This is a genomic window from Nannocystis sp. RBIL2, assembly GCF_026626745.1.
Taxonomy (GTDB): Bacteria; Myxococcota_A; Polyangia; order Nannocystales; family Nannocystaceae; genus Nannocystis.
On sequence record NZ_JAPNJW010000002.1, the window covers coordinates 1,348,867 to 1,371,224 of the forward strand.

Consider the following 22,358-nt stretch of genomic DNA (forward strand, 5'->3'; position numbering starts at 1 on the left):
ACCCCACACATGGGGCGCGGCGCCGCGGCCTCGTGGTCACGACTTCGCCGGCTCGTTCGCCGCGCCCGGCAGCAGGCGCGCCAGCGGCGAGCCGCGCAGCAGCCGTGCGAGCACCTCGGCCACGCTCTCGCCGCCGAGGATCGCCAGCGGGGCCATCGACTCGGCCATCTTCTCCGCCAGCGCCCGATCGCCGAACGCCTGCAGCGCGGCGATCAGGTCGGGCGAGACCGCTCGCGCCTTCTCGACCACCGCCACCACCTCGGCCTGCAGCTCGCGCAGCCGCTGGTCGAGCTGCTGCTGCTGGACCGTCAGCTCGAGCGTCGCGGTCGCCTGGCGCCGACCGAGCTCGGCCCCGTGGATCGCCCCGAGCCGCTCCTGCTCGGCCAGCAGCGCCTGCTGCTGGCGCCCGTGCAGATCGAGCTTGGCCGCCAGCTCGGCCAACTGGTAGCGCTGCTGCTGCTCGCCCTCGCGGGTGCGCAGCGCGATCGCCTGCTGCAGCGTCGCCGACTTGGCCTCCGCGACCTGCTGCGTGACCGCCTCGGCCTGGCGCACCATGTCGAGCCGGCGCTGCTCTGCGGCCAGGGACAGCGTCTGCTGGACCGCGGCGTGCTGCGCCTGGACCAACAGCTCGGCGATCGCCTCGTCGCCGATCGTCACCTCGAGCACCTCGACGTCGTACACCCGCATCCCGTTCTCGTCGAAGCGCCGGCCCGGCCGCTTGCCGTCCTCGCCCGCGACCCCGAGGATCACGTCGCGCAGGATGGCCACCGAGTCGGCGTAGAACTGCTCGATGCCGTGGCGCTTGACCGCCGCGCGGACGAGCGAGCGCAGGTGATCGGTCAAGAACTTGACGTAATTCTCGACCTCGAACCACCGGTTCGGGTCGCCCTCGAAGTTGACGCGGTAGCTGAGCTGCAGCTGCACGCGCACGAGGTCGCGGGTCTCGACCTCGACCTGGTCGGACACCTTGTTGTTGAGCACCCGCAGGTAGACCGTCTTGAACAGGTTGTGCTCGGTCTTCGGCGTGCCGGTCGACAGCTCGAGCACCTGCAGCGTCTCGTCGTACTCGAGCAGGTGCGTGTGCGGCCCGGTCACGACCTTGCGCTCGCCGGTCTTCGACACCACCAGCACCGCGTAGCCGGTCCACACGTCGATGGCGACCGCGCCGTCGTAGCGGGTGTCGAGCACGATCGTGCGCGGCCCGGTGAAGGTCTGGCTGCGCGTGAAGTCGTCGCCGGCGAACTCCGACGACGGCGGCGGAGGCGGCGGCGCGGCCGGTCCGCCGGGCGCCGGCGCGGCCTTCGGCGAGGCCGAGGCCCGCGCCGCCTGAACCGGCACCGAGGCGACCGCCGCGAACTCGGCGGCGATCTGCGGCGCGTTCTGCTGGGCGAGGCGGCGGTTGTAGTCGTAGGCCTCGCGGTTGCCGGGGAACCACAGCGAGACGGTCTTCGGATCGAGCACGCGGCGGATGATGAGCTCGATCCGCGGATCGGGCAGGTAGATGGCCGGCCCGCGCTTCAGCGTGATGGCGCCCTTGTTGCGGTCGAGCACGTAGCGCGCCTCGCCGGCCGGGATGGCGACCGCGTAGTGCCGCTCCTGATCGCCGTACTTGATGATCGCGTGCTCCGGCCGCGGCAGGTAGATCATCGTGTCCTTGCCGGTGATGAACAGCTCGTCGCCGACCTTGTAGCGGACCCCGTTCTCCTCGTACGGCGCGATGACCTTGATGTAGAGGCCGGTGTTCTCGTTGAGCTCGATCGCGCGGAACTTGCGGGCGCCCCGCATCGCCACGAACGTCTCGGTCGGCTGCGGGAACACCACCGCAGGGCCCTGGATGTAGCGCTTGTTGCCGTTCTCGTCGAGCAGGATGCAGTACTCGAGCCGCTCGAGAGTGATCGCCTCGCGCACGTAGTTGCCCTCGACGTCGGGCACCACCTCGACGCCGGTCGGCGGGATGTAGAACGCGACCTCGGTGCCGCGGATGATCAGCAGCGTGCCCATGGTCAGGTCGGGCGGCCGCTGCACGTGGACCGCCTCGCCCTCGTCCGCCGCCGCCTCGGCGCGCATGCGCAGCACCGCGTTCTTCCAGTTGGCCTTGGCGCCCTCCTCGTCGTACACGCGCACGAGCAGGTATTGATTGGAGCGCAGGTGGTGGCCCTGGATGACGCGCACCATCTGCCCCGGCCACAGCGCGAACGAGGCCGGCCCGGGGATGTTGACCTTGCGGCCGGTGTCGAGCGACGGCAGGTTGTTGAGCGCGCCGGTCCGCGGGTGGCTCTTGTCGGTCGCCGGGTTCTTCAGCACCAGGTACCAGCCCTCGGGCGCGATCGACAGCGACTGGATCGCGCCGTCGAGGGGGCGCCGCTCGAACCGCTTGCTGCCGGCGTCGAACACGACGGGCGCGTCGGTGTTGGCGAGGCTCGTCTTGTGCGGCCCGACGTAGACGTTGATGTTGCCCTTCGTCTCGTCCAGGATGAAGGCGAACTCGTTCGGTGCGAGGACAAGGTCTCGTTCACGGCCTCGGTCGTTCATGGGGCTCCTGTCGCGACGGCGGACGTCGCGGGCCCCGAGCATACGAGCCGACGCACCGCGACGGCAGCCCCGCGGCCGCGCCTCACGATCGCGCAGGCGCGCTCACGCGCGCAGGACGAGCTCGAAGCCCCGGCGCACGCGCGCGGCGTAGCTGTCCCAGAAGCCCCGCTCGTCGGGCGTGCCCGCGTCGGCGCGATCGAAGCGACCCTGCCACCCGACCACCCGCTCCGGTGCGGGCTTCCACAGGCCGGCGTCGACCAGCTCGACGACGAGACCGAGCGCCCCGTAGTCGCCCGCGCCCTCGTAAAGATCGCCGTCGTCGGCGCGATCGAGGACCGCGGCCGCGCGCTCGCCCAGGGCGTCGAGGCTCGCCTGCCCGCCGGGCACGCGCAGCAGCGCGTCGAACCGCGGGCCGTCGTTGTAGCCGCCGATCACCGCCTCCGCGGCCTCGCTGCGCGAGCGCGCCCTCGAGATCGCGCGCGAGCCCGGCCAGCACCTCGCGCGCGTCCGCCGGCAGCGCCTCGCCGTGGGCCAACGCGGCGGCGACGTGGTCCGCTCCGCGCAGCTTCAGCACCACCGGTTGCAACCACGCGACCAGGCCGATGCCCACCGCCAGCGCGACCGGCGGGGCGTCGATCGCCGGCAGCTTCACCAGACCACCGACGAGGTCGAGCGCGGAGTCGTTGTCGTAGAGGCCGTCGTCCCAGGTGCCCATGCGCGGGCGACGGTAGGCCGGCGCACGCGCGCGCGCAAGCGCGGTAAAGTCGCGCCGATGTCCGCGACGCTCCCCGACCTCCTCGACCCCGCCGGCGCCGCTCGCTGCGTGCTGTGGCGCGACCCATCCTCGGGCCTGGCCGCCGTCCTGGTGATCGACGACCTGTCCCTCGGGCCAGCTGCCGGCGGCGTCCGGACCCGCGCCTACCCCGACGCCGCGGCGATGATCGCCGAGGCGGCCGCGCTGGCGCGAGCGATGACCCGCAAGTGCGCGCTCGCGGGCCTCGACGCCGGCGGGGCCAAGGCAGTCGTCCTCGATCACCCCGGCCTCGATCGCCCGGCGGCCTTCCGCGCGCTCGGCCGGTTCATCGCCGAGCTCGGCGGGGTCTTCCGCACCGCCGGCGATCTCGGCACCACCACCGCCGACCTCGCGGCGATGGCCGAGTCCTGCCCCTACGTCCACACCGACGACCACGGCCTGGCCGAGGCCGTCGCGCGCGGCGTGGTCGCCTGCGTCCGCGCGTGCGCCCGGGCCCGCGGGCGCGGGATCGGCGGCCTGCGGGTCGCGGTGCAGGGCTGCGGCGCGATCGGCTCGGCGGTCGCGCGCGCGCTCGCGGCCGAGGGCGCGTTCCTGTTGGTCGCCGACGTCGACCCCCGGCGCGCTCACGACGTGGCCGAAGCGACAGGTTCTCACGTCCATGACCCAAAGGACATCTTGCTCGCGCCCGTCGACGTCCTCGCCCCGTGCGCCGTCGGCGGGGTCGTCACCGCCGAGGTGGCCGCCGTGACGCCGGCCTGGGCGCTGTGCGGCGCCGCCAACAACCTGCTCGCCGCGCCCGCGGTCGCCGAGGCGCTGCGGGCCCGCGGGATCTTGCACGTCCCCGACGGGGTCGCCTCGGCCGGCGCGGTGATCGAAGGCATCGGCCGCTCGGTCATGCAGCTCGCCGACCGCGAGCCGCTCATCGCCGCGCTCGGCACCACCGCCGGCGAGCTCCTGGCCGAGAGCGCCGCCACCGGCCTCACCACCGAGGCCCTGGCCGGGCGCCGCGCGGCCGCGCGGATCGCCGCCGCCCGCCGCTAGCCGCGGCCTCGTGGCCTGGGATGGCGCTCGGGACATGTCCCGAACGCCATGCCCGATCGTTCATTGTCGACTCGAGGAGGCCGGCCCCCACGTGGGGACCTCAGGGCGACGATCGAGGTCCTTCGCTCGTCTGCTGCTGCCGACGCTCGGCGGCGGCGACGCGGGTGAATGACCGCAGTCATTTCGACGGACCTATCCCTTGAATCAGGTGTCGCGGCCGCCGCGCCACGAACGCCGTCAACCGCGACAAGGCTGCGTCGTCGGCTCGCGGACGAGAAGACGCGCGGCCCGTCCGCTATGCTGAGGCACCTATGCACGAGTCCGAGGGATCCGCCGGCGCCCCGTGCGACCTCGCGGCGCTGATCGACAGCCTGCCGGGGATGGTCTATCGCTGCCGGGCCGACCGGGTCTGGACGCTCGACTACGTCAGCGCCGGCGCGCTCGAGCTGACCGGTTATCGGCCCGACGAATTGCTGGCGAGCGAGCGGCGGGCCTACGCCGATCTCATCATTGCCATGGACCGTCGCGCCGTCGAGGCGGCCGTCGAGACGGCCGTCGCCGCCGGCCAGTCGTTCACCATCGAGTACCGGATCCGCGACCGCGCCGGCCGCCTCAAGCACGTGTGGGAGCGCGGCCAGCTGCTGCGCGGCGAAGGCACCGCCGCCGTGCTCGAGGGCTTCATCACCGACATCTCGCCGCTGCGCCGCGCCGAGCACGACCTGCGCGAGCGGATCAAGGAGCTCGAGCTGCTCTACGAGGTCTCGTCGATCGCCGGCGACGAGATCACGCTCGACGAGGCGCTGTGGCAGATCGCCGACCGGATCCCGCGCGGCTACGGCTACCCGCCCGAGGTGGCGGCGCGGATCCAGCTCGGCGACCGCCTCTACACCTCGTCGCGCTTCGCCGCCGACCCGTGCAGCCAGTCGGCGCCGATCAGCGTCGGCGGACGGATCGCCGGCGTGCTCGAGGTGTGCCGGATCGCCGACTCGCAGGTCCCCTGCGCGCGCTACTTCCAGCGCGAGGAGCAGGAGATGCTGCACGTCATCGCCGGCCGGATCGGCGCCCTGGCCGAGCGGGCCGGCATCGTCGAGGCCCTGCGGTCGAGCGAGCGCCACGCCCGCGAGCTCTACGAGCGCCTGCCGATCGCCACGGTGTGCTGGCAGCAGCGCGGCGACGCGTTCGTGCTCGTCGATCACAACCGGGCCGCCTTCGCCCTCAGCGACGGCCGCGTGCCGGCGTGGGTCGGGCGCGGCCTCGCCGAGCTGCTGCCCGATCGTCCCGAGCTCGTCGACGCCATGAAGACCTGCGTCGCCACCCAGGGCGCCCTCCGGCGCGAGGTCGAGGTCGCCCGGCCGGACGGCCCGACCGCGATCTTCGTCGTCTCGTTCGGCTTCGTCCCGCCCGACCTCGTGCTCACCCACGTGCTCGACGTCACCCGCGAGCGTCACCTCGAGCGGCGCTTCCAGGAGGCGCAGAAGATGGAGGTGCTCGGGCGCATGGCCGCCGGCGTCGCCCACGACTTCAACAACCTCCTCACGGTGATCCTCAGCTACACCGGCATGCTCGAGAAGAGCGTCGCCGCCAGCAAGGCCACCGGCTCCGACGTCGCCGACCTCGAGGAGATCCGCAAGGCCAGCGAGCGGGCCGCCGCGCTCACGCAGCAGCTCCTGAGCTTCAGCCGGCGCGACATCGTCGCTCCCGAGGTCATCGACCTCGGCGCCAAGATCCGCGAGCTCCGCGGCATGCTCGTCCGCCTGCTCGGCGAGGAGCGGACCCTCACCGTCTCTCTGGCCGGCGCGCCGTGTCCGGTGCGGATCGGCCCCGGCCACCTCGATCAGCTGCTCGTCAACCTCGTCATCAACGCCCGCGACGCCACCCGCGTCGGCGGTCGCGTCGTCATCGCCACCGCCACCCTCGAGGCCGGCGACGACGACGGCGGTCACCTCGACCTGCCGCCCGGTCCGCGCGTCGTCATGACCGTGCGCGACGACGGCAGCGGCATGGACGACGCGACGCGGGCGCGGATCTTCGAGCCGTTCTTCACCACCAAGCCGCCGGGCTTCGGCACCGGCATGGGCCTCGCGATCGTCTACGGCATCGTCCGTCAGGCCAACGGCGCGATCGTCGTCGACAGCCAGCCGGGCCGCGGCACGACCTTCCGGATCTACTTCCCGCGCGACCAGGAGCCGCTGCCGCGCCGGCCGTCGACGGCGCCCGCGCCGCAGACCCGCGAGCCCGGCGGCGAGACCATCCTGCTGGTCGAGGACAGCGAGCCGGTGCGACGCCTCGTGCTGCGCGTGCTCGGGGCCGCGGGGTACCACGTGCTCGCGGCCGCCGACGCGGCCGAGGCGCTGCTGAGCTGCGAGCGCAACGGCGGCGCGATCGACCTGCTCGTCACCGACCTGGTGATGCCGTGGACCACCGGCGCCAGCCTGGCCCAGCGGGTCGCGGCGCGCTGCCCCGGCCTGCGCGTCCTGTTCACCAGCAGCTCGTCCGAGCGCGCCCTGCAGGCCGCCGCCGAGCTCGACGCCTCCGCCAGCTTCATCGCCAAGCCGTTCACCGGCGAGGCCCTCGTCGGACTGGTCCGGCGGATCCTCGACGGCGAGGACGGCGAGCCGGCGGCCTCGTGAGCGCGGCGCGGATCACAGCGCCGACCAGCAGGCCCAGGCGCTGACGACATAGCCGTTGCGACATGTCCTTCGAGTCATGGTGACGAGCGAGCCGCCTCGCTGTTCGCGGCGCCGCCGGCGACCGCCCTGAGCGCGGCGGACGGCAGCAGCGTCAGGTTGTCGCATCGCGCGACCCGATTACTCTTTCGCGCGACTCGAAAGGAACACCATGACGTTCTCCCTGACAGACACAGTTCGCGACGCGCTGACCTCCGGCGGCATCGTCAACGGCGCCGCGTCCGCCCTCGGGATCTCGAGCGCCTCGGCGTCGAAGGGCCTGGGCGCCGCGGGCTCGGCCATGCTCGCCGGTCTGGCCAATAAAGCCCGCGATCCGCTGGCGCTCGGCGAATTCTTCAACATGGCCCAGGATCCGGCGCTCACGAGCTCGACGCTCGACGATCCGGCGCGTCTGCTCAGCGGCGCCGCCGAGGCCACCCGCGCGCGCGACCTCGGCAGCCGCTTGACCTCGAGTCTGTTCGGCGGTCGCACGGACGACGTCGTCGGCGGCCTGGCCCGCCACGCCGGCATCGGCAGCACCGCGGCCGCCTCGTTGATGAGCATGGCGGCGCCGCTCGTCCTGCGGGCGGTCGGCGGCCTGGTGCGTAGCGGCGGCCTGACGGTCGGCTCGCTCGGGCAGGCGCTGCTCGGCAACCAGAGCGAGATCATGAACGCAGTGCCGCCGTCGATGGCGGGCACGATCGGCCGCGCGCAGATCTACGACGTCGTCCGCGAGGCCCAGCCGCAAGTGCCTCACCTGCCGCACCCCGCGGCCGTCGAGCCCAAGCGGCCGGCCTGGTGGGCCATCCCGCTGGCCCTGCTGCCGCTGGCGCTGCTCGCCTGGTGGTTCCTCGACGCCCGCCGGACCGAGCGTCAGGTCGACACCACCGCCTCGCGCTACGAGACCCCGGCGGCCGTCGCCACGCGCACGCCTCCCCCCGCACCACCGCCGCCCGCGAGCAAGCGCGCGACCACTCCGACCACCCCGACCCCCGCGACCACTCCGACCCCCGCGACTGCCCCGGCGCCGAAGGCCCAGGCCGAGCTCAAAGCCGTGCACGTCGCCGAGGTCAACCGCGAGCTGCGGTTCGCCGAGAACGGCGTCGAGGCCAAGCTGCTCGCCTTCCTGCGCGACAAGAGCGCCAAGTACGACGACAAGACCTGGTTCGAGTTCGACCGCCTGGTGTTCGACACCAACGCGCAGACGCTGGCCGCCGGCTCGCACGAGCAGCTCGAGAACCTGGCCGCGATCCTCAAGGCCTATCCCGGCGTGCACATCAAGGTCGGCGGCTACACCGACAACACCGGCGACCCGAACGCCAACCTCAAGCTGTCGCAGGAGCGCGCCGACAACGTGAAGAAGGAGCTGGTCGCGCGCGGCGTCCCCGGCGATCGCATCGAGACCGAGGGCTACGGCGAGCAGCACCCGGTCGCCGCCAACACCACCGAGGAGGGCCGTTCACAGAACCGCCGGATCGCCCTCCGCGTGCTCCCGCCGAAGTCGTGAGCCGCGCGCGAGCGCTGCGTCGTCCACGAGCCGGGCGCCGTTTCGGGCCCCGGCTCGTCACGCTCGGGGCCTCGTTGCGACGAGCGGCCGCCCTCGGCAGTCACGCAGTGACATGTCCATGAGAACATGTCTTTATGAAACTTTCATTGAGGCATGTCCTGGACGACATGTCCTATCATTTATTTCAGAGATCAGTATCGATCACCTTGAGCGGCCCGAGCCCGAGCGGCTCGACCTGGGCGCGAATCACCTCGGGATCGCCGATCAGCACCACCTGCATCGCCGCCGGCTCGAACCACCGCGACAGCGCGCGCTCGACGTCGTCGTCGCGCACGCCCCCGAGCCGGCGCAGCTCGGCCGCCAGCGCGTCGTCGGGCCGCCCTGCCACGTGCAGCCGCGCCACCGCCTCGACGACGGCCTCCAGTCGCTGGTGCTCCAGCATGCGCTCGACCTGGAACGCGCGGCCGAGCAGGCGCAGCACATCCCCGGTCAGGAAGCGGCCCTGCGCCGCCTTCAGCTGCGAGAGCAGCGCTCGCAACGACGCGCCCGTGGCGACCGCGTCGACTTGGGTCTCGATCGCCAGCAGTCCGCCGCTCCGGACCGGCGCGTGGCTCACCGCCACGCTGTACGTGTCGCCGCGATCGCGCCGCAGCACCTCGCGCAGGGCCGAGCCGACCACGGCCGACGCCAGCTCGAGCGCGAGGTCGTCGGCGTCGCCGGGGATCGCTCGGCCCACCACGATGGCAGTCTGGGCCAGCCCGGGCCGCGGCACCACCAGCACCTCGCGTCGCGCCGCCGCGAGCTCGGACGCAGGCGCGGACATCGCTGACGACCCCCGCCACTCGCCCAGCGCCCCCGCGGCCGCCCGCGCGAGCTCGGCCTGCGGCACCTCACCGACGACCACCAGCGCCGGCCGGGCCCGCAGCCATTGCTCCTGCGCCTTTCGGACATGTTCGATCGACCAGCCTGCAGTCGCTCGCGCCTCCCCGAGCGCGTCGAGCCGCGGGGCCAGGCGGCGCTGCAGCAGATGCAGCCCGCGCCTCGCCGGATCGCCGTCGCGCCGCTGCAGGGCCGCCTGCCGCTCGCGCCGCAGCGCCTCGACGTCCTCCGCAGTGAGTTCCGCGCTGCGCAGCGCCGCCGTCACGATCGTCAGCGCCTCGCGCCACGCCGACGCCTCGACTTCGACCCGCAGCAGCGCCCCGTCTCCGAGCCACACCACCTCGATCGCCCCGCCGAGCTCGCCGAGCGCGTCTTCGACGGCCCGATCGCGCCCGCGGGCCAGCAGCTCGAGGGTGAAGCTCGCCAGCGGCGGATCGATCTCCGCACCTGTCCGCAAGACCAGCCCGATCGCCGTCGTCGGCCCCGCCCGCCGCACGTGCAGCAGCGACGGCCCCAGCCGCTCGATCCGCGGCGCGACCACCAGCGGCGCGTGGGTGGGCAGCTCGGGCGCGTTGTGTCGCCACGACTGATTGCTCGCGCACGCGCCGAGGAGCCACGCCAGCAACCATGCCCGCGGCGCGCCCCATCGCCTCGCGCTCGCGCCCCGCTCGCGACCTGCGACCGTGGCCGGCGACGCAGTCGCCACCGAGCCCGTGCCCCGGCGACATGACGGCTCCGTCGAGCCCGCGTCTCGGCGCCGCGCGTCCTTCGCCGTGCCCACCTCTCCCTTCGCGCTCGCGCCTCCCCTCGCTCGCCCGCCAGCGCACCCGCGATCGCGCCGCTCGACGTTTGCGATGCCCGCGACCCTCATGCCTCGCCCTCCGCCAGCACGGCCACGCGCCCCTCCGGCCGCAGCACCTCGCGGGCGAAGCGGGCCACCTCCGCGGGCGTCACCGCGGTCCACTCCGCGACGTCTTGCGTCCCGCCGAGCGGCTTGCCGGCGGCCGCCTCTGCCGCCAGCACGGCCGCGCGATCCTGCAGGTCTTGCAGCGCGCTGCGATGCTCTCGCGCCAGCCGCAGCCTGGCGCGTCGCACGGCAGGCTCCGCCAGCGCTCCCTCGGCCACGCGAGCCAGCACGCGATCGACCTCCGCGACGAGGCGCGCCGGATCGCCGCCGACGCGGCCGATCACCCGCACGAAGAACACCGACTGATTCGGCAGACTGCGCTGCGTCGCCTGGAACTCGGCCGCCTCCGGCGGACCCTCCGCGCGCGCCAGCCGGACGTACCCGCCGCGCTCGAGCGCCTCGGCCAGCACGTCAGCGGCCGCGTCGCCCTCGGCGTCGAGCGCTGGCGACGGCCAGGCCATCAGCACCGCCGGCGCCGCCCCCACCGGTCGCTCGGCTGTCACGCGCAGCTCGGTCGTTCGGATCACCTGCGGCACAGTGCGCGCCGGCGGTCGCGGCTGCGCTGGCAGGTCGCCGAATTGTCGCTCGATCCACGCGGGCGTCTCCGCCGGCAGATCGCCGACCAGCACCAGCGTCGCGTTGCCCGGCTGGACATGTCGGCCGAGGAACGCGTCGACGTCGGCGATCGTCGTCGCCGCCAGATCGTCCGCGCTGCCGATGATCGCCCCGTGATACGGGTGCCCCGCCGGAAACAACGCAGTCAGCGCCTGGATCTCGAGCCGCGCCAGCGGATCTTGCTCGGCCCGCTGGCGCCGCTCGTTGAGCACGATCCGCCTCACGCCGGCAAGCGTCGGCGCGCCGTGTTGCCCGCGCACGAAGCCGAGGCGATCGGCCTCGATCCACAGCACGTGCTCGGTCGCCTGCGCCGGCGCCGTATAATAATACTCCGTGGCATAAAACCCGGTCTCCGCGTTGTTCGCGTGGGCCGACAGCGTGTACTCGAGGCCCTCGCGCCGGTTGCGATCGACGTGCGTCGAGCCCTCGTGCGCCACGTGCTCGACCACGTGCGCCAGACCGCTGCGACCGCGCGGATCGTCGACGCTGCCGGCGTGGACTCGCAGTCGCACTGCCACCAGCGGCGCCCGCCGGTCGTGGCGGAGGATCACCTCGAGCCCGTTGTCGAGCCGGTAGTGAGCGTCCTGCCCGGGCGTCACGACCGGGGCGGCGAGCAGCGCGAGCACGGCGGCGAGCATCACGTCGACGCTACCGCGAGCTCCCTACCCGGCGCCGCGGTCGCCGATCGGACGCGCAGCCCGTCCTCACCCGTGGGCCGCGACCACGCGCTCGCGCATCACATCGGTCGCGGGCGGCACACCAGCAGCGTGTGGCTGACCCCGAGGTCGTCGTACTCGCGTTCGATCTCGAGGCCGGCCGCCTGGACGCACGCGAGGAACGTCGTCGAGCGGTACATCTGGCTGGTGCCGTTGGCGACCGCGGTGAAGTACAGCGACGTCATCTGCAGGCAGAAGCTGGCGGCCTCGAAGCGCTGGCGGTCCCAGAACGCCTCGAGGATGTAGATCTTGCAATTCGGCCCGGCCGCGGCGACGCAGCGGCGCAGGATCGACACGATCTCGGCCTCGGAGAAGCAGTCGAGGAACTGGCTCATCCAGATCGCGTCGAAGTCGGTCGGGACCGGCGAGCGCTCGTCGAGCAGATCGGCCTCGTGGAAGCGCGCCCGCGCCAGCAGCCCCGCCTCGCGCAGGTTCTGCTCGGCGTTGCGGAGCTGCCCCGGCAGGTCCATCAGCGTCACCTCGACGTCGGGGTCGTGCCGCATGCACGCCGCCGCCCACTTGCCCGTGTTGCCGCCGATGTCGAGCAGCCGCTTCGGCTTGCCCGCGAACACCAGCGGCAGCGCCGCGCCGAACGCCCCGTCGGAATAGTAGTGGTCGAACTGGAACCACGACTTTCGCACCGACTCCGGCAATTGCGACAGCCCGGCGTAGACAGTCGGCCACTCGCCGAACACCTTGAGCCCCTCCGGCTTGCCCGACGCCACTGCCGCGTCGAGCCCCGCGATGCCGTGGTAGTTCACGTCGCGCACGAAGTCGAAGTTGGCGCGCGTCATCGGATCGTGCTGCACGTACACGCCGGTCTTGGTGATGCGATAGCGGCCGTCGACCTCGGTCACGAGCCCGATCCCGAGCCCCGCCTCGAGCACCACCCGCGTGCCGTAGATCGGCAGTTCCGCCGCCGCCGCGACCTCCTCGAGGGTGAGGCCCTCTCGGCTGCGCTCGATGGCGAGGAGGATCCCGCGGTCGCGCAGCACGCGGGCGGCCTGGAACACGAACGGGGCGAACGCGATCCACTGCGCGCGCTCCAGCGCCTCGAGCGCGGTGATGGGCTTGGGAACGTTTACGGACATGCCGGGGGCCCGACTGTCGCTCACCACGGCCCCGCCGACGAGTGGCAGATGCCCCGGAGCGCAGCGCGCGCTTTCGCCCCGCGCCCGCAGCCAGATCCGCGGCTACGGGGCCCCAGCCGCGCGGCGAGCGGGTCCCTCGCGCCTGCCGGCGGCCCGGCCGCCCGACCTCCACCCGACACGAACCGGGCGATCTCCCTCGCCTCCGAACGGCTGTCGAATCCGAAACGCCGCGACGAGTTTCTCGACACTTCATGCCTCGCTCATCGTGGGCTCGCTCGGATGCACGACGTTCGTCCCGCCCACGGACGCGCCGCTCGTCTCCGCCGACCGGGGAGCCGAACGCTCGCGTCAGTCGGGAATCAGTACAGTGCGTCCCCGCCCCATTCGCGCCCGTGCTCGCATCAGCGATCCGCAGGGCCCGAGCTCACGTCCACGAGCAGCCTGGTGCCGGCCGTGCCGTCGGCGTGGGTCATGGTCTGGACGTGGCATTGCAGCACCCGTCCCTGCACGCGTGCTTCGATCTCGACGTCTTCCGCATGCCACGGCGGCGTCTCGCCCTCGTTGACCCATGGCGTGTACACCACGCCGGTCACCCGATCGGTCAACACCGTGTACTTGGCCTCCACGCTGAGGAAGCCCCTCGCCGGCTTCACGTAGATCACGAACTCGATCTCGTGGCCGCGGGGAATGGCAGCAGTGCCGAGAATGAAGACGCTCACGGGGGCGACGGCCGAGGACCAGGCTTGCTGCATGGTGGCGTCGAGGATGCCGCAGGGGTCGACCGAGGTCACGTCGATCCACTCCTGCGAGTCGCTCCTTTGCCTTCGCAACCTCGGCCCCGGCGCGAGCGGGCACCTTCGCGCCCGCTCGGGTCCCTCACACCGGCGGCGCGCAGTCCCTAGCGATCTGCGCCACTGCCTGAGCCCGCGGCAGCACCTGCTGCTCGTCGCGGATCCGCAGCGTCAGCGCCTCGCTGCTCGCCTCGCGCGCCCCGATCACCGCGAGCATCGGCACCCCTTGCGCGTGCGCCTCTGCCACGCGGCGGGCCAGCGTCTCGCGGCGGTCGTCGAGCTCGACCCGGATCCCCGCCGCGCGCAGCTCGGCCTCTGCCGCCTCTGCCGCCGCTTGCTGGGCCGGGGCGACCGGCGCCACCACCACCTGCACGGGAGCCAGCCAGGCCGGCAGCGCGCCTGCGTGGTGCTCGAGCACGATCGCCAGGAAGCGCTCGAGGCTGCCGTAGATCGCCCGGTGTAGCATCGCAGGGCGGCGGCGCTGACCGGCCTCGTCGATGTAATGCAGCCCGAAGCGCTCCGGCAGGTTGAAGTCGAGCTGGATCGTCCCGCACTGCCACGAGCGGCCCAGGCGGTCGCGCAGCGAGAACTCGAGCTTCGGCCCGTAGAACGCCCCCTCGCCCGGCTGCACCACGTAATCCAGCCCGGCCTCGCGGGCCGCCGCGGCCAGCTGGGCCTCCGCGCGGTCCCACAGCGCATCGTCGCCGACTCGCTCCGGCGGGCGCGTCGACAGCCCGACCGCGAAGTCCTCGAACCCGAAGCCCGCGTAGAACCTGCGCGCGCCCTGGCAGAAGCGCACGATCTCGGCCGCGATCTGGTCCTCCGCGCAGAACACGTGGCCGTCGTCCTGCGTGAACTGGCGCAGGCGGAACAGCCCGTGCAGCGTCCCGCTCGGCTCGTCGCGGTGGCACAGGCCGAACTCGCACAGGCGCAGCGGCAGGTCGCGGTACGACAGCGCGCTGCGCTGCGCGATCTGGATGTGGCCCGGGCAGCTCACCGGCTTCAGCGCCGCCCCGCAGCCCTCGTCGGCGACTGCGAACATTCCCTGGCGGAAGTGCTGCCAGTGGCCGCTCTTCTCCCAGATCGGCTGTCGCAACAATTGCGGCGTGCGGACCTCGTGATAGCCGTCGGCGCTGGCGCGGCGGCGGGCCGCGTCTTCAAGCGCGCGGGCGAGGACCAGGCCGCGGGGGTGCCAGAACACCATCGCCGGCGCCTCTTCCTGCAAGTGGAACAGGCCGAGGCGAGGGCCGAGGGCGCGGTGGTCGTGGGCGTCGAGGACGGAATGGGGGCTGATGTCGTGGCTCATGGCGGCGGTCTCCGGGGGTGAAAGGACCGGCCGGACGGAGCGACGCCACCATGCGCGCAAAAGCCCCGCCGGCTCGGGCGGGGCTTCGCAGGGCGTGTGTCTCAAGAGCTCTCAGCGCACGCGCACGCGACCGACCCCACCCGGAAGGGTGGTAGTAGTGGTCGCGGTGGTGGCGCGCCGGAGCATCGATTTGGGGATACACGCGGCCTCCCGAGCGGTCAAGCCGAGCGCTCGTGCGGAAGCTCGTGGGCACCTGAATCCCACACCTGCGATTGCGATCACCTTCTTTGGGCCGCGTGTCGGCGATCAACGATGCGCCCGCGACGACCTGTCCCTTCGGACATTTTTTAAATCATCCATGCACCGACCTCGGCGCGCCATCCGGCGCCCGTGACGGACCTGTCCTTTCGGCCAGACGCAGCGTGCCGGCCGAACATCGTCATCCCGCAGCTCGACCGCCTCCCGAACGAGCTTCAGCCCCGTTTCGCCGGCCCGCACCCGGCCGCGAGCGACCGGGGCGTCGCCCGCCTCGCCGCTGCAGCCGACGCGACATGTCTCTTCGGCCAGCCTCGCTCGCCCCCGCCGGCGATCGCCCCCTAGCGCCGCGCCGCGCACCCCGCCGCTGCAGACCGCCCCGGACATGTCTCTTCGACCAGCTCACCCTCGGGTCACGGCCGAGCGCGCCGCTCCGGCGGCCACCGGCACCCGTTCAAAACACCGTCGCCGGGCGTCGCCCGATCTGTCTCTTCGACCAGCCCGGGGCGGAGCGCGAGCGATCGCGCGCCCCGCCTGCGTGCGGGCCCGCTTCCGGCCGTCGCCGCGCTGTCGTATCACTCCGCCATGCCCACCTCAGGCTCCGCGTCGGCGCCTCGCCGCGCGATCGTGATCGGCGCCGGGATCGCCGGTCTCCTCGCCGCCCGCGTGCTCACGCGTCACTTCGAGCGCGTCACTCTCCTCGATCGCGACAGCTTGCCGGCCGGGCCCGAGCCGCGGGCCGGCGCGCCGCAGAGCCACCACGTCCACGTCTTGTTGACGCGCGGCTGGCAGATCATGAGCGAGCAGTTCCCCGGCCTCGGCGACGCGCTCGCGGCCGCGGGCGCCCACGAGATCGACTGGCTCGACGACGTCGCCTGGCACACCCCCTTCGGCCAGGCGCCGCGGGTCCCCTCGCCGCTGCGCTCGCGCGCCTGCACCCGCGGCCTGCTCGAGTACCAGGTGCGCAGCGCGCTGGTCGCCGACGATCGCGTGCGCATCCACTCCGGCCTCGAGGTCACCGGCCTGCAGGCGGCCGGCGAGCGGATCGTCGGCGTCCAGGTCCACCGTCGCGCCGGCGCGCCCGAGCTCGCGGCCGACGAGCTGCGCGCCGACCTCGTCGTCGACGCCGGCGGGCGCGCCTCCAGGGCCCCGACCTGGCTGGCCGCGCTCGGCTACCCCGAGCCGCCCGAGACCATCATCGACGCCCAGCTCGGCTACGCCACCCGCCTCTACGAGCTGCGCGCCCGGCCCGACTGGAAGGTCCTCTACGCCATGGGCAAGCCGGGCAAGAACCCGCGCGGCGGCGTCGTCTATCCGGTCGAGGGCGGGCGTCACATCGTCACCCTCGTCGGCTACGGCGGCGTGTTCCCGCCGGTCGACGAGGCCGGCTTCCTCGAGTTCGCCGGCGCCCTCGAGACCCCCGCGCTGCGCGACGTCCTGCTCGACGCCACGCCCTGCTCCGCCATCCACGGCTACCGCAAGACCGAGAACCGCCTGCGCCACTACGAGCGCCTGCGCCGCTGGCCCGACGGCTTCGTCGTCCTCGGCGACGCCGCCTGCGCCCTCAACCCCGTCTACGGCCAGGGCATGAGCGTCGCCGCCGTCGCCGCCACGGCCCTCGACGAGGCCCTGCGCGCGCGCCCGCACGAGCCGCTCGGCCTGCGCTTCCAGAAGCGCCTCGCCGCCGGCAACCTCGCCGCCTTCATGACCGCCAGCAGCGACGACCTGCGCTGGCCGGGGACCACGGGCAAGGTCTCCCCGGGCCTCAAGCTCATGCACCGCTTCGTCGACCGGATCTTCGCCGCCGCCACCCGCTCGCCCGAGCTCTACCTGCGCCTGATCGAGGTCCTGCACCTGATGCGCCCGAGCCACGCCCTGTTCCACCCGAGCGTGCTGCGCCGGGCCCTGCTGGCGCGCTGAACCTGTCCCGAACGACATGCCCTTTACGGCATGTCCTTGTCGACATGCATATGTAGACATGCTCACAAGGACATGTCTATCGATGCATGGGCCTCGGGAGCCCTCGCGCCCGCTCGCCCGCGAGCACGAGGCGCGTCCCTCGCTCGACGGCCGCCGCCGCAGCAACACATCCGCCCGACCCGCGCAGACATCCGCCTGGGCTCTGCCTCTCGCGGCAGCCCTCGCGACTCTCCCCAGCGACCCCGACGACCGCTCACGGCCGCAAGTCGACCAGCCACGGCCAGCCGAGCGCCCCCGGCCGCTTCGTCAGGATCAACGAGCCAGGCGCTTTCGGCAATGTCCCAAGGACCCTGTCCATCGGGACAGCCAGGCGCGTCGACGTGCGACCGACCTCGAGCCCGACCACGTCGACGAGCACCAGCGTCTCGCTGCGGTCGACCAGCTGCACCGGCAGGCGCACGGCGACCTCGGGGCCGCGATCGAGCGCCGCGTTGGCCCACAGGGCCAGCTTCATCCCCGCGAACGGCGTCGTCAGCAGGAACGCCGCCGCGCTGAGCGTGAACCACCGCAGGGAGTCCGGCGCGCCGCGCAGGATCAGCCCCAGCGGGATCAGCACCACACCCCACAACAACCCCCCGAGGCCGAGCGCCCCGAACACCGGCCCCCACGCCAGCACCTGCGGCGGGCGCAGCAGCACCGCCAGGCCGAGGGTGACCAGCCACGCGAACGCGATCACGAAGATGTGACCGACCGAGCGCCGGCGCACCAGCTCGCCGCGCGTCGGCATGTCCTTCGGGACAGCCATCGCCGCCGCCAGCGCGCGCAGCGACGTCAGCAGCGCCTCCGCGACCGTCGTCTCCGCCAGCTGAGCCGCCGACAGCCGCGCGGTCACCCGACCCTCGCCGAGCTGGACCTCGCGGGCCGGCCCGCGCACCAGCGCCACCGCTGCCGCCCGCGCCGCCGGTTCGGCCAACACCTGGGCCACGAGCGCGTCCGGGACCTCGGACTCGACGTAGACCGCCGCGTCGAACGCCGGGTCGCCGAGCTGCAGCTCGCGGTTGAGGCCGACCGCCTTGGCGCCGCGGTCGAGCGCGTCCTCGGCTCGCAGCACGATCCGCGGCGTCTCGGCCGCGTCGGCGCGCAGCACCGCGAACACCGCCCCGACGCACGCGCCTTCCTCGAGCTCGGGATAGACATGTACTTCGGGACCTGTCCCGGAGCGCAGCACGAACGGCGCCAGCTCGCTCCGCCCGCCCGCCTCCGCCGCCAGGGTCTCGCCGCCGAGCGCCTCCGCGAGCCGTGCGAAGTCCATGCGCCGCAGCATGGCCCGCGACGACCCGTCCGACAAGGGCCCCGCCCGCCCCGCGCCGGCCCGCGCGGCCGAACCCGCCCGTCATCGCCAGGGAAGCGGCGACGGAACGCCGTTGCTCGTCCGGCTCCCATCGCTAGGCGGTTCTCTAAAAAAACGAACCGCTCGACTCGAGCGACACCTCGAGAGGCCGCTCCCGGGCCAGGCGCAAAGCGCTGGACCGCTCGATTCGGGCACCCCGCGCTCTTGCACCGTCGCTAGGCGCCCGTCGCTCCCGCGAGGCGCGACGGGCCCACGCGGCCGGTCACGCCGCCCCGTCACCGCAGCCGCGCCCGACTGTGCCATGTCCCTGGCGCCATGTCCCCGGAGCCATGCCTCGAAGGGCATGTCCCCGGCGACATGCCCTTCCAGACCTGTCCCTCGCTACAGCCGCGTCTCGACCTCGACCACCTCGGGCGGCGTCGCCGTCTGCAAGAACTCGAGCGCCGCCGCGTTGCCGCGCAGGTGGTGGTCGAAGAACGCGGCCGCGTAGGCGGCGACGATCGCCCGCGCCTGCAGCGGCTCGAGGTAGACGAACTCGCTGCCGTCGGTCTGGCGCGCGCCCGGGCCGCAGCCGGCGTCGAACTGCTCCGCCAGGCCGCAGATGTCGGTCGGGCCCCAGTGGCCGGTGTCCTTCATCCGCACCAGGTAGGCCGGCGTCGCCGCGGCGTCGAAGTTGGACTCGATGAGCTGGTTGCCGATCTTGCCGATGCTGTTGTCCTCGGCGGCGAGCACGAACAGCTGCGGCTCGTCGATCTCCGCCAGCTTGGTGCCGGAGAAGATCGGGTTCTGCACCGGCGCCGCGATCGGCAGCGCCGCCACGATCCGGTCGTCCTCCTGGGCCAGCCGCCCCGCGGTCGCGGCCCCGTAGCTGTGGCCCATCGCGCCGATCCGGGCCGGGTCGATCGCCCCGCGGATGGCCTCGGGCACCGCCGAGTTGCCGGCGTCGAGCACCGCGTCGAGCACCGCGCTCTGGTCGGCGACGCGGACCTGCAGGAACGCCTCGTCGAGCGGCGCCTGGGGCTCGTCGAACAGGGTGTTGCCGGCGTGGTCGGGCGCGACCACCACGAACCCGTGGCTGGCCAGGTGCTCCGCGATGGTGAACATCGAGAAGCGCACGCAGCCGTGGCAGTGCGAGAACATCACCAGCGGATACGGCCCCGTGCCCGCCGACGCGGCGTCGCGCGCCGAGCGGGTCTGCTCGCGCACGCCGACCTGCCCGTGCTCCGACAGCTTGGCGAGCAGCCCCACCATCGTGTCGCGCTGCGGGCCCACCGGCACGAACTCGGCGATCGGATGCCCGGCGTCGGCGGCCGCTTGCGCCGAGATGTCGGCCGGGTACCACGCTTCCACCAGCAGCGTGCGATCGCCGGCGACCACCGAGAACGTCGCGTTGCCGACCGGCGCCGCCCCGGGCGCGTCGTAGTCCTCCTCGGAGCCGTGGCCCGAGGTGCCGGTCGCGTTCGGGTCGAGCGTGTCGCTCTCCGTCCCCACGCCGGTCGTCGGCGTATCCGTCGACGCCGACGAACCACCCGGGCCGGGTGGCTCACCGGACGTCGTCGACGAGATCGAAGAATCCGAGCTGTCGGTGCCGCCGGCGCTGTCGCCGGGGCCGGAGGTGGCCGCCGCGGTGCTGCAGGCGGCGAGGAGGAGAGTAAGCGAAGCGAAGCGGCGCATGCCGCCGTTTTACCCGACCTCGCGGCGCCCCGTGAGGCCCTCGCAGAACCGTTCGACCGCCGCCCCGATCTCCAGGTGATGCTCGAACAGGCTGGTGTGGGTCCCGTGGGCCAGACGAAGCAGCTGGCTGCCCGGGATCGCGCGATGCAGCGGCAGACCGACCCGGGGCGCCGGCGCGAACACGTCGCGGTCACCGGCCACCACCAGCGTCGGCACGGCGATCCTCGGCAGCAGGTCGACCGCGCAATGACTCTGGGCCGCCCGCGCCATCGCCGCCAGAGTCCCCGGGTCGAGGTCGCGCACGAAGTGGTCGATGTAAAGCTTCACGTCGGCCGGCGTGGCCGCGGGGCCGACGAGCCCGAGCAGCTGCCCCAGCCGCCGGCTGCCCGGCAGGCCGACGATCGAGCGCACCCCGCGAAACGCCAGGCGGAACCCCGGCACCGGCAGGCGAGCGATGAGCCCGTGCAGCGCCGGCCCGAACGGACCGAGCGCCGTGTCGAACACCCGCCCCGACGGCCCGAGCAACAGCACCAGCCCCCGCACCCGCGCCGGCGCGGCGCGATAGATCTCGAGCGCCACCTGGCAGCCCATCGAGAAGCCGACCGGCACCGCCTCCGCCAGCCCCTCGGCGTCGAGGATCGCCAGGGCGTCGCGCGCCAGCGCCGGGATCTCGACGCCCGCGGCAGTGCGCGCCGGGTCGCTGCGCCCGTGGCCCTTGAGGTCCCACGTGATCACCGTGAACCGCTTGGCCCAGCGCGGCGCCAGGTGGGTCCAGAAGAACCGCGACGTCGTGATGCCATTGCACAGCAGCAGCGCCGGCCCCTCGCCCTCGCGGCGGTAGACCACGCGGGTGCCGTCGGCGGCGACGATGGTGCGATCGGGAGCGGTCATGCGCGGCCGCGGCGAGGATGCCACGACCTCGGCAAAAGAAAACCCGCCGGCCGCGGCAGAGGGGGGAAGGCCGGGCCGGCGGGTCGAGTGGATGTCTTTCCGGTCATGTGCGAACGGACACGTGACCTCGCGCCGCGCTCACCAGCGGATCCGCACCAGCCCGTCGCCTGCGCGCACCGCAGGCAGCCCGCTGCCGGCCGGGTCGGCGCCGAGGAGCGACGACCCGCCGCCCCCGCCCGCCGCGTGGGCCGAGCCGCCGCCGAACCAGCCGCCCCCGCCCCCTGCCACGTGATAGACCCCGCCGCCCCCGCCCTCGCCGAACCCGCCCGCCTCGCCGGGCGTCGAGCCCTCGACCCCGCCGTGGCTCTGCGTCCCGCCGCCGGCCGCCTGCCACTCGGGCAGCAGCGCCACCCCGGGGCCGCCGATCGCAAGCCCGCCCGGGCCGCCTGCGCCGTGGTCCGGGCAGCCACACTGCCCGCCCCCGCCGCCGGCCGCGACGAAGATCCGGTCGTCGAGCGTCCCGCCGCCGTGGCGCACGTCGCTGGCTCCGCCGCCGCCGCCCGCGAACGCGCCGCCGAGCCCGCCGCCGTTGTAGCCCGCCGCGCCCTCGAGCCCGCCGCGCCCGCCGACGCGGATCTGCAGCGCCTCGCCGGGCTTCACCTCGAGCTCCGCCCGCACGTAGGCGCCGAGCCCTCCGTCGGCCTGATCGATCCCGTCGCAGCAGCGCGAACCGCCGCCCTGCGCGCCCCACAGCTCGACGGTGAGCCGCGACACGCACTCGGGCACCACGAACGCCTCCGGCGCGCCGATGAATTCGAACTCGCGCGCGCTCCCGTCGGGCGTCGCGCGCGTGCGGTCGACGCAGCGACCGTCGCAGCGGATCTGGCCCGGCCCGCACTGCGCCTCGCAGTAGCCCGCCGCACACGTGCCGGTGCACACGCGCCCGCAGCCGCCGCAGTGACGCGCGTCGCTCGCGAGGTCGACGCACTCGGCCTCGCACAGGTCGAGCGCCTCGACCTCGCACTCGAGCGCCAGCGCATCGTCGGCCTCGGCCCCGGCACCTGCGACGGTGCTCGGCACCGGCCGCAGGTGGCGAGTGTCCGTGATCTCGTCGCAGCCGCCGGACACGATTGCGAGCATCACCGACACCGTACGCCACCGACCCTCGAGAACCATCTGCGCGGCCTCCCCTGCGACCTGTAGGCATGATGCTCACGAGGCGTCCACGCAAACACCCCTGTGTCGCCAGTCACCCGCGATCGTCCTTCACATGTCCCTCAAGACATGTCCCGAAGTCCTTCACCGCAACGGCGCCGAAGCACCGCCACCACGCGTCACCGCTGGCCCTCCGCAATGCAGGACTACCGTCGCGAAGCGAACGCCGCAGTCGCGAAGCGAGCGCCCCCATCGCGAAGCGGCGACGCGACCGCCGGCATCGAGAGCGGCGCCGAAGCGCGCCTGC

General features: G+C 73.3%; 15 protein-coding genes. 4 read left to right on the forward strand and 11 right to left on the reverse strand.

Annotated features, from left to right (window positions below; translation table 11 throughout):
* Positions 1-36: 36 nt before the first annotated feature.
* Positions 37-2,532, reverse strand: coding sequence for an SPFH domain-containing protein (locus OV090_RS30545; RefSeq protein WP_267708173.1), 2,496 nt, complete (start codon positions 2,530-2,532; stop codon positions 37-39).
* A gap of 102 nt (positions 2,533-2,634) precedes the next feature.
* Entirely contained in the window at positions 2,635-2,967 is a 333-nt protein-coding gene (locus OV090_RS30550) for a hypothetical protein (protein WP_267708174.1), read from the reverse strand.
* Positions 2,968-3,304: 337 nt separating this feature from the next.
* Between OV090_RS30550 and OV090_RS30555 the strand changes: the two genes are divergently transcribed.
* From OV090_RS30555 to OV090_RS30565, 3 genes are all read left to right on the forward strand, one after another.
* Complete coding sequence (locus OV090_RS30555) at positions 3,305-4,327, forward strand: Glu/Leu/Phe/Val dehydrogenase dimerization domain-containing protein (RefSeq protein WP_267708175.1); 1,023 nt, start codon at positions 3,305-3,307, stop codon at positions 4,325-4,327.
* Between the two features lie 311 nt (positions 4,328-4,638).
* Complete coding sequence (locus OV090_RS30560) at positions 4,639-6,957, forward strand: ATP-binding protein (protein ID WP_267708176.1); 2,319 nt, start codon at positions 4,639-4,641, stop codon at positions 6,955-6,957.
* Positions 6,958-7,165: 208 nt separating this feature from the next.
* Positions 7,166-8,500 (forward strand): OmpA family protein, encoded by a 1,335-nt coding sequence (locus tag OV090_RS30565; protein WP_267708177.1) that lies wholly within the window; start codon positions 7,166-7,168, stop codon positions 8,498-8,500.
* Between the two features lie 184 nt (positions 8,501-8,684).
* Here OV090_RS30565 and OV090_RS30570 read toward each other — a convergent pair whose 3' ends face one another.
* The 5 genes from OV090_RS30570 to thrS all read right to left on the reverse strand — a co-directional run bounded on the left by OV090_RS30570 (position 8,685) and on the right by thrS (position 14,805).
* The gene (locus OV090_RS30570; RefSeq protein ID WP_267708178.1) at positions 8,685-10,004 is read right to left on the reverse strand and encodes an insulinase family protein; all 1,320 of its coding nucleotides are present in this window, start codon (positions 10,002-10,004) and stop codon (positions 8,685-8,687) included.
* 242 nt (positions 10,005-10,246) lie between these two features.
* Positions 10,247-11,539 carry a pitrilysin family protein gene (locus tag OV090_RS30575; RefSeq protein WP_267708179.1) on the reverse strand — a complete coding sequence of 431 codons (1,293 nt, stop codon included), beginning with the start codon at positions 11,537-11,539 and terminating at the stop codon, positions 10,247-10,249.
* Positions 11,540-11,637: 98 nt separating this feature from the next.
* The gene (locus tag OV090_RS30580) at positions 11,638-12,708 is read right to left on the reverse strand and encodes a methyltransferase (RefSeq protein WP_267708180.1); all 1,071 of its coding nucleotides are present in this window, start codon (positions 12,706-12,708) and stop codon (positions 11,638-11,640) included.
* A 401-nt stretch (positions 12,709-13,109) separates the two neighbouring features.
* Complete coding sequence (locus OV090_RS30585) at positions 13,110-13,499, reverse strand: hypothetical protein (RefSeq protein ID WP_267708181.1); 390 nt, start codon at positions 13,497-13,499, stop codon at positions 13,110-13,112.
* A gap of 85 nt (positions 13,500-13,584) precedes the next feature.
* A complete protein-coding gene (thrS, locus tag OV090_RS30590; protein ID WP_267708182.1) occupies positions 13,585-14,805 on the reverse strand; it encodes a threonine--tRNA ligase in 1,221 nt (406 codons plus the stop codon).
* Positions 14,806-15,645: 840 nt separating this feature from the next.
* On the opposite strand from thrS, the gene OV090_RS30595 reads away from it, so the two are divergent.
* Entirely contained in the window at positions 15,646-16,980 is a 1,335-nt protein-coding gene (locus OV090_RS30595; protein ID WP_267708183.1) for an FAD-dependent monooxygenase, read from the forward strand.
* Positions 16,981-17,233: 253 nt separating this feature from the next.
* On the opposite strand, the gene OV090_RS30600 is transcribed toward OV090_RS30595, so the two are convergent.
* From OV090_RS30600 to OV090_RS30615, 4 genes are all read right to left on the reverse strand, one after another.
* On the reverse strand, positions 17,234-18,292 hold the full coding sequence (locus OV090_RS30600; protein WP_267708184.1) for a hypothetical protein: 1,059 nt from the start codon (positions 18,290-18,292) through the stop codon (positions 17,234-17,236).
* 420 nt (positions 18,293-18,712) lie between these two features.
* Positions 18,713-20,005: a dienelactone hydrolase family protein gene (locus OV090_RS30605; protein WP_267708185.1), complete on the reverse strand. Its 1,293-nt coding sequence runs from the start codon at positions 20,003-20,005 to the stop codon at positions 18,713-18,715.
* A 9-nt stretch (positions 20,006-20,014) separates the two neighbouring features.
* Positions 20,015-20,896: an alpha/beta hydrolase gene (locus OV090_RS30610; RefSeq protein WP_267708186.1), complete on the reverse strand. Its 882-nt coding sequence runs from the start codon at positions 20,894-20,896 to the stop codon at positions 20,015-20,017.
* 138 nt (positions 20,897-21,034) lie between these two features.
* The gene (locus OV090_RS30615; protein ID WP_267708187.1) at positions 21,035-22,036 is read right to left on the reverse strand and encodes a glycine-rich protein; all 1,002 of its coding nucleotides are present in this window, start codon (positions 22,034-22,036) and stop codon (positions 21,035-21,037) included.
* Positions 22,037-22,358 lie beyond the last annotated feature (322 nt).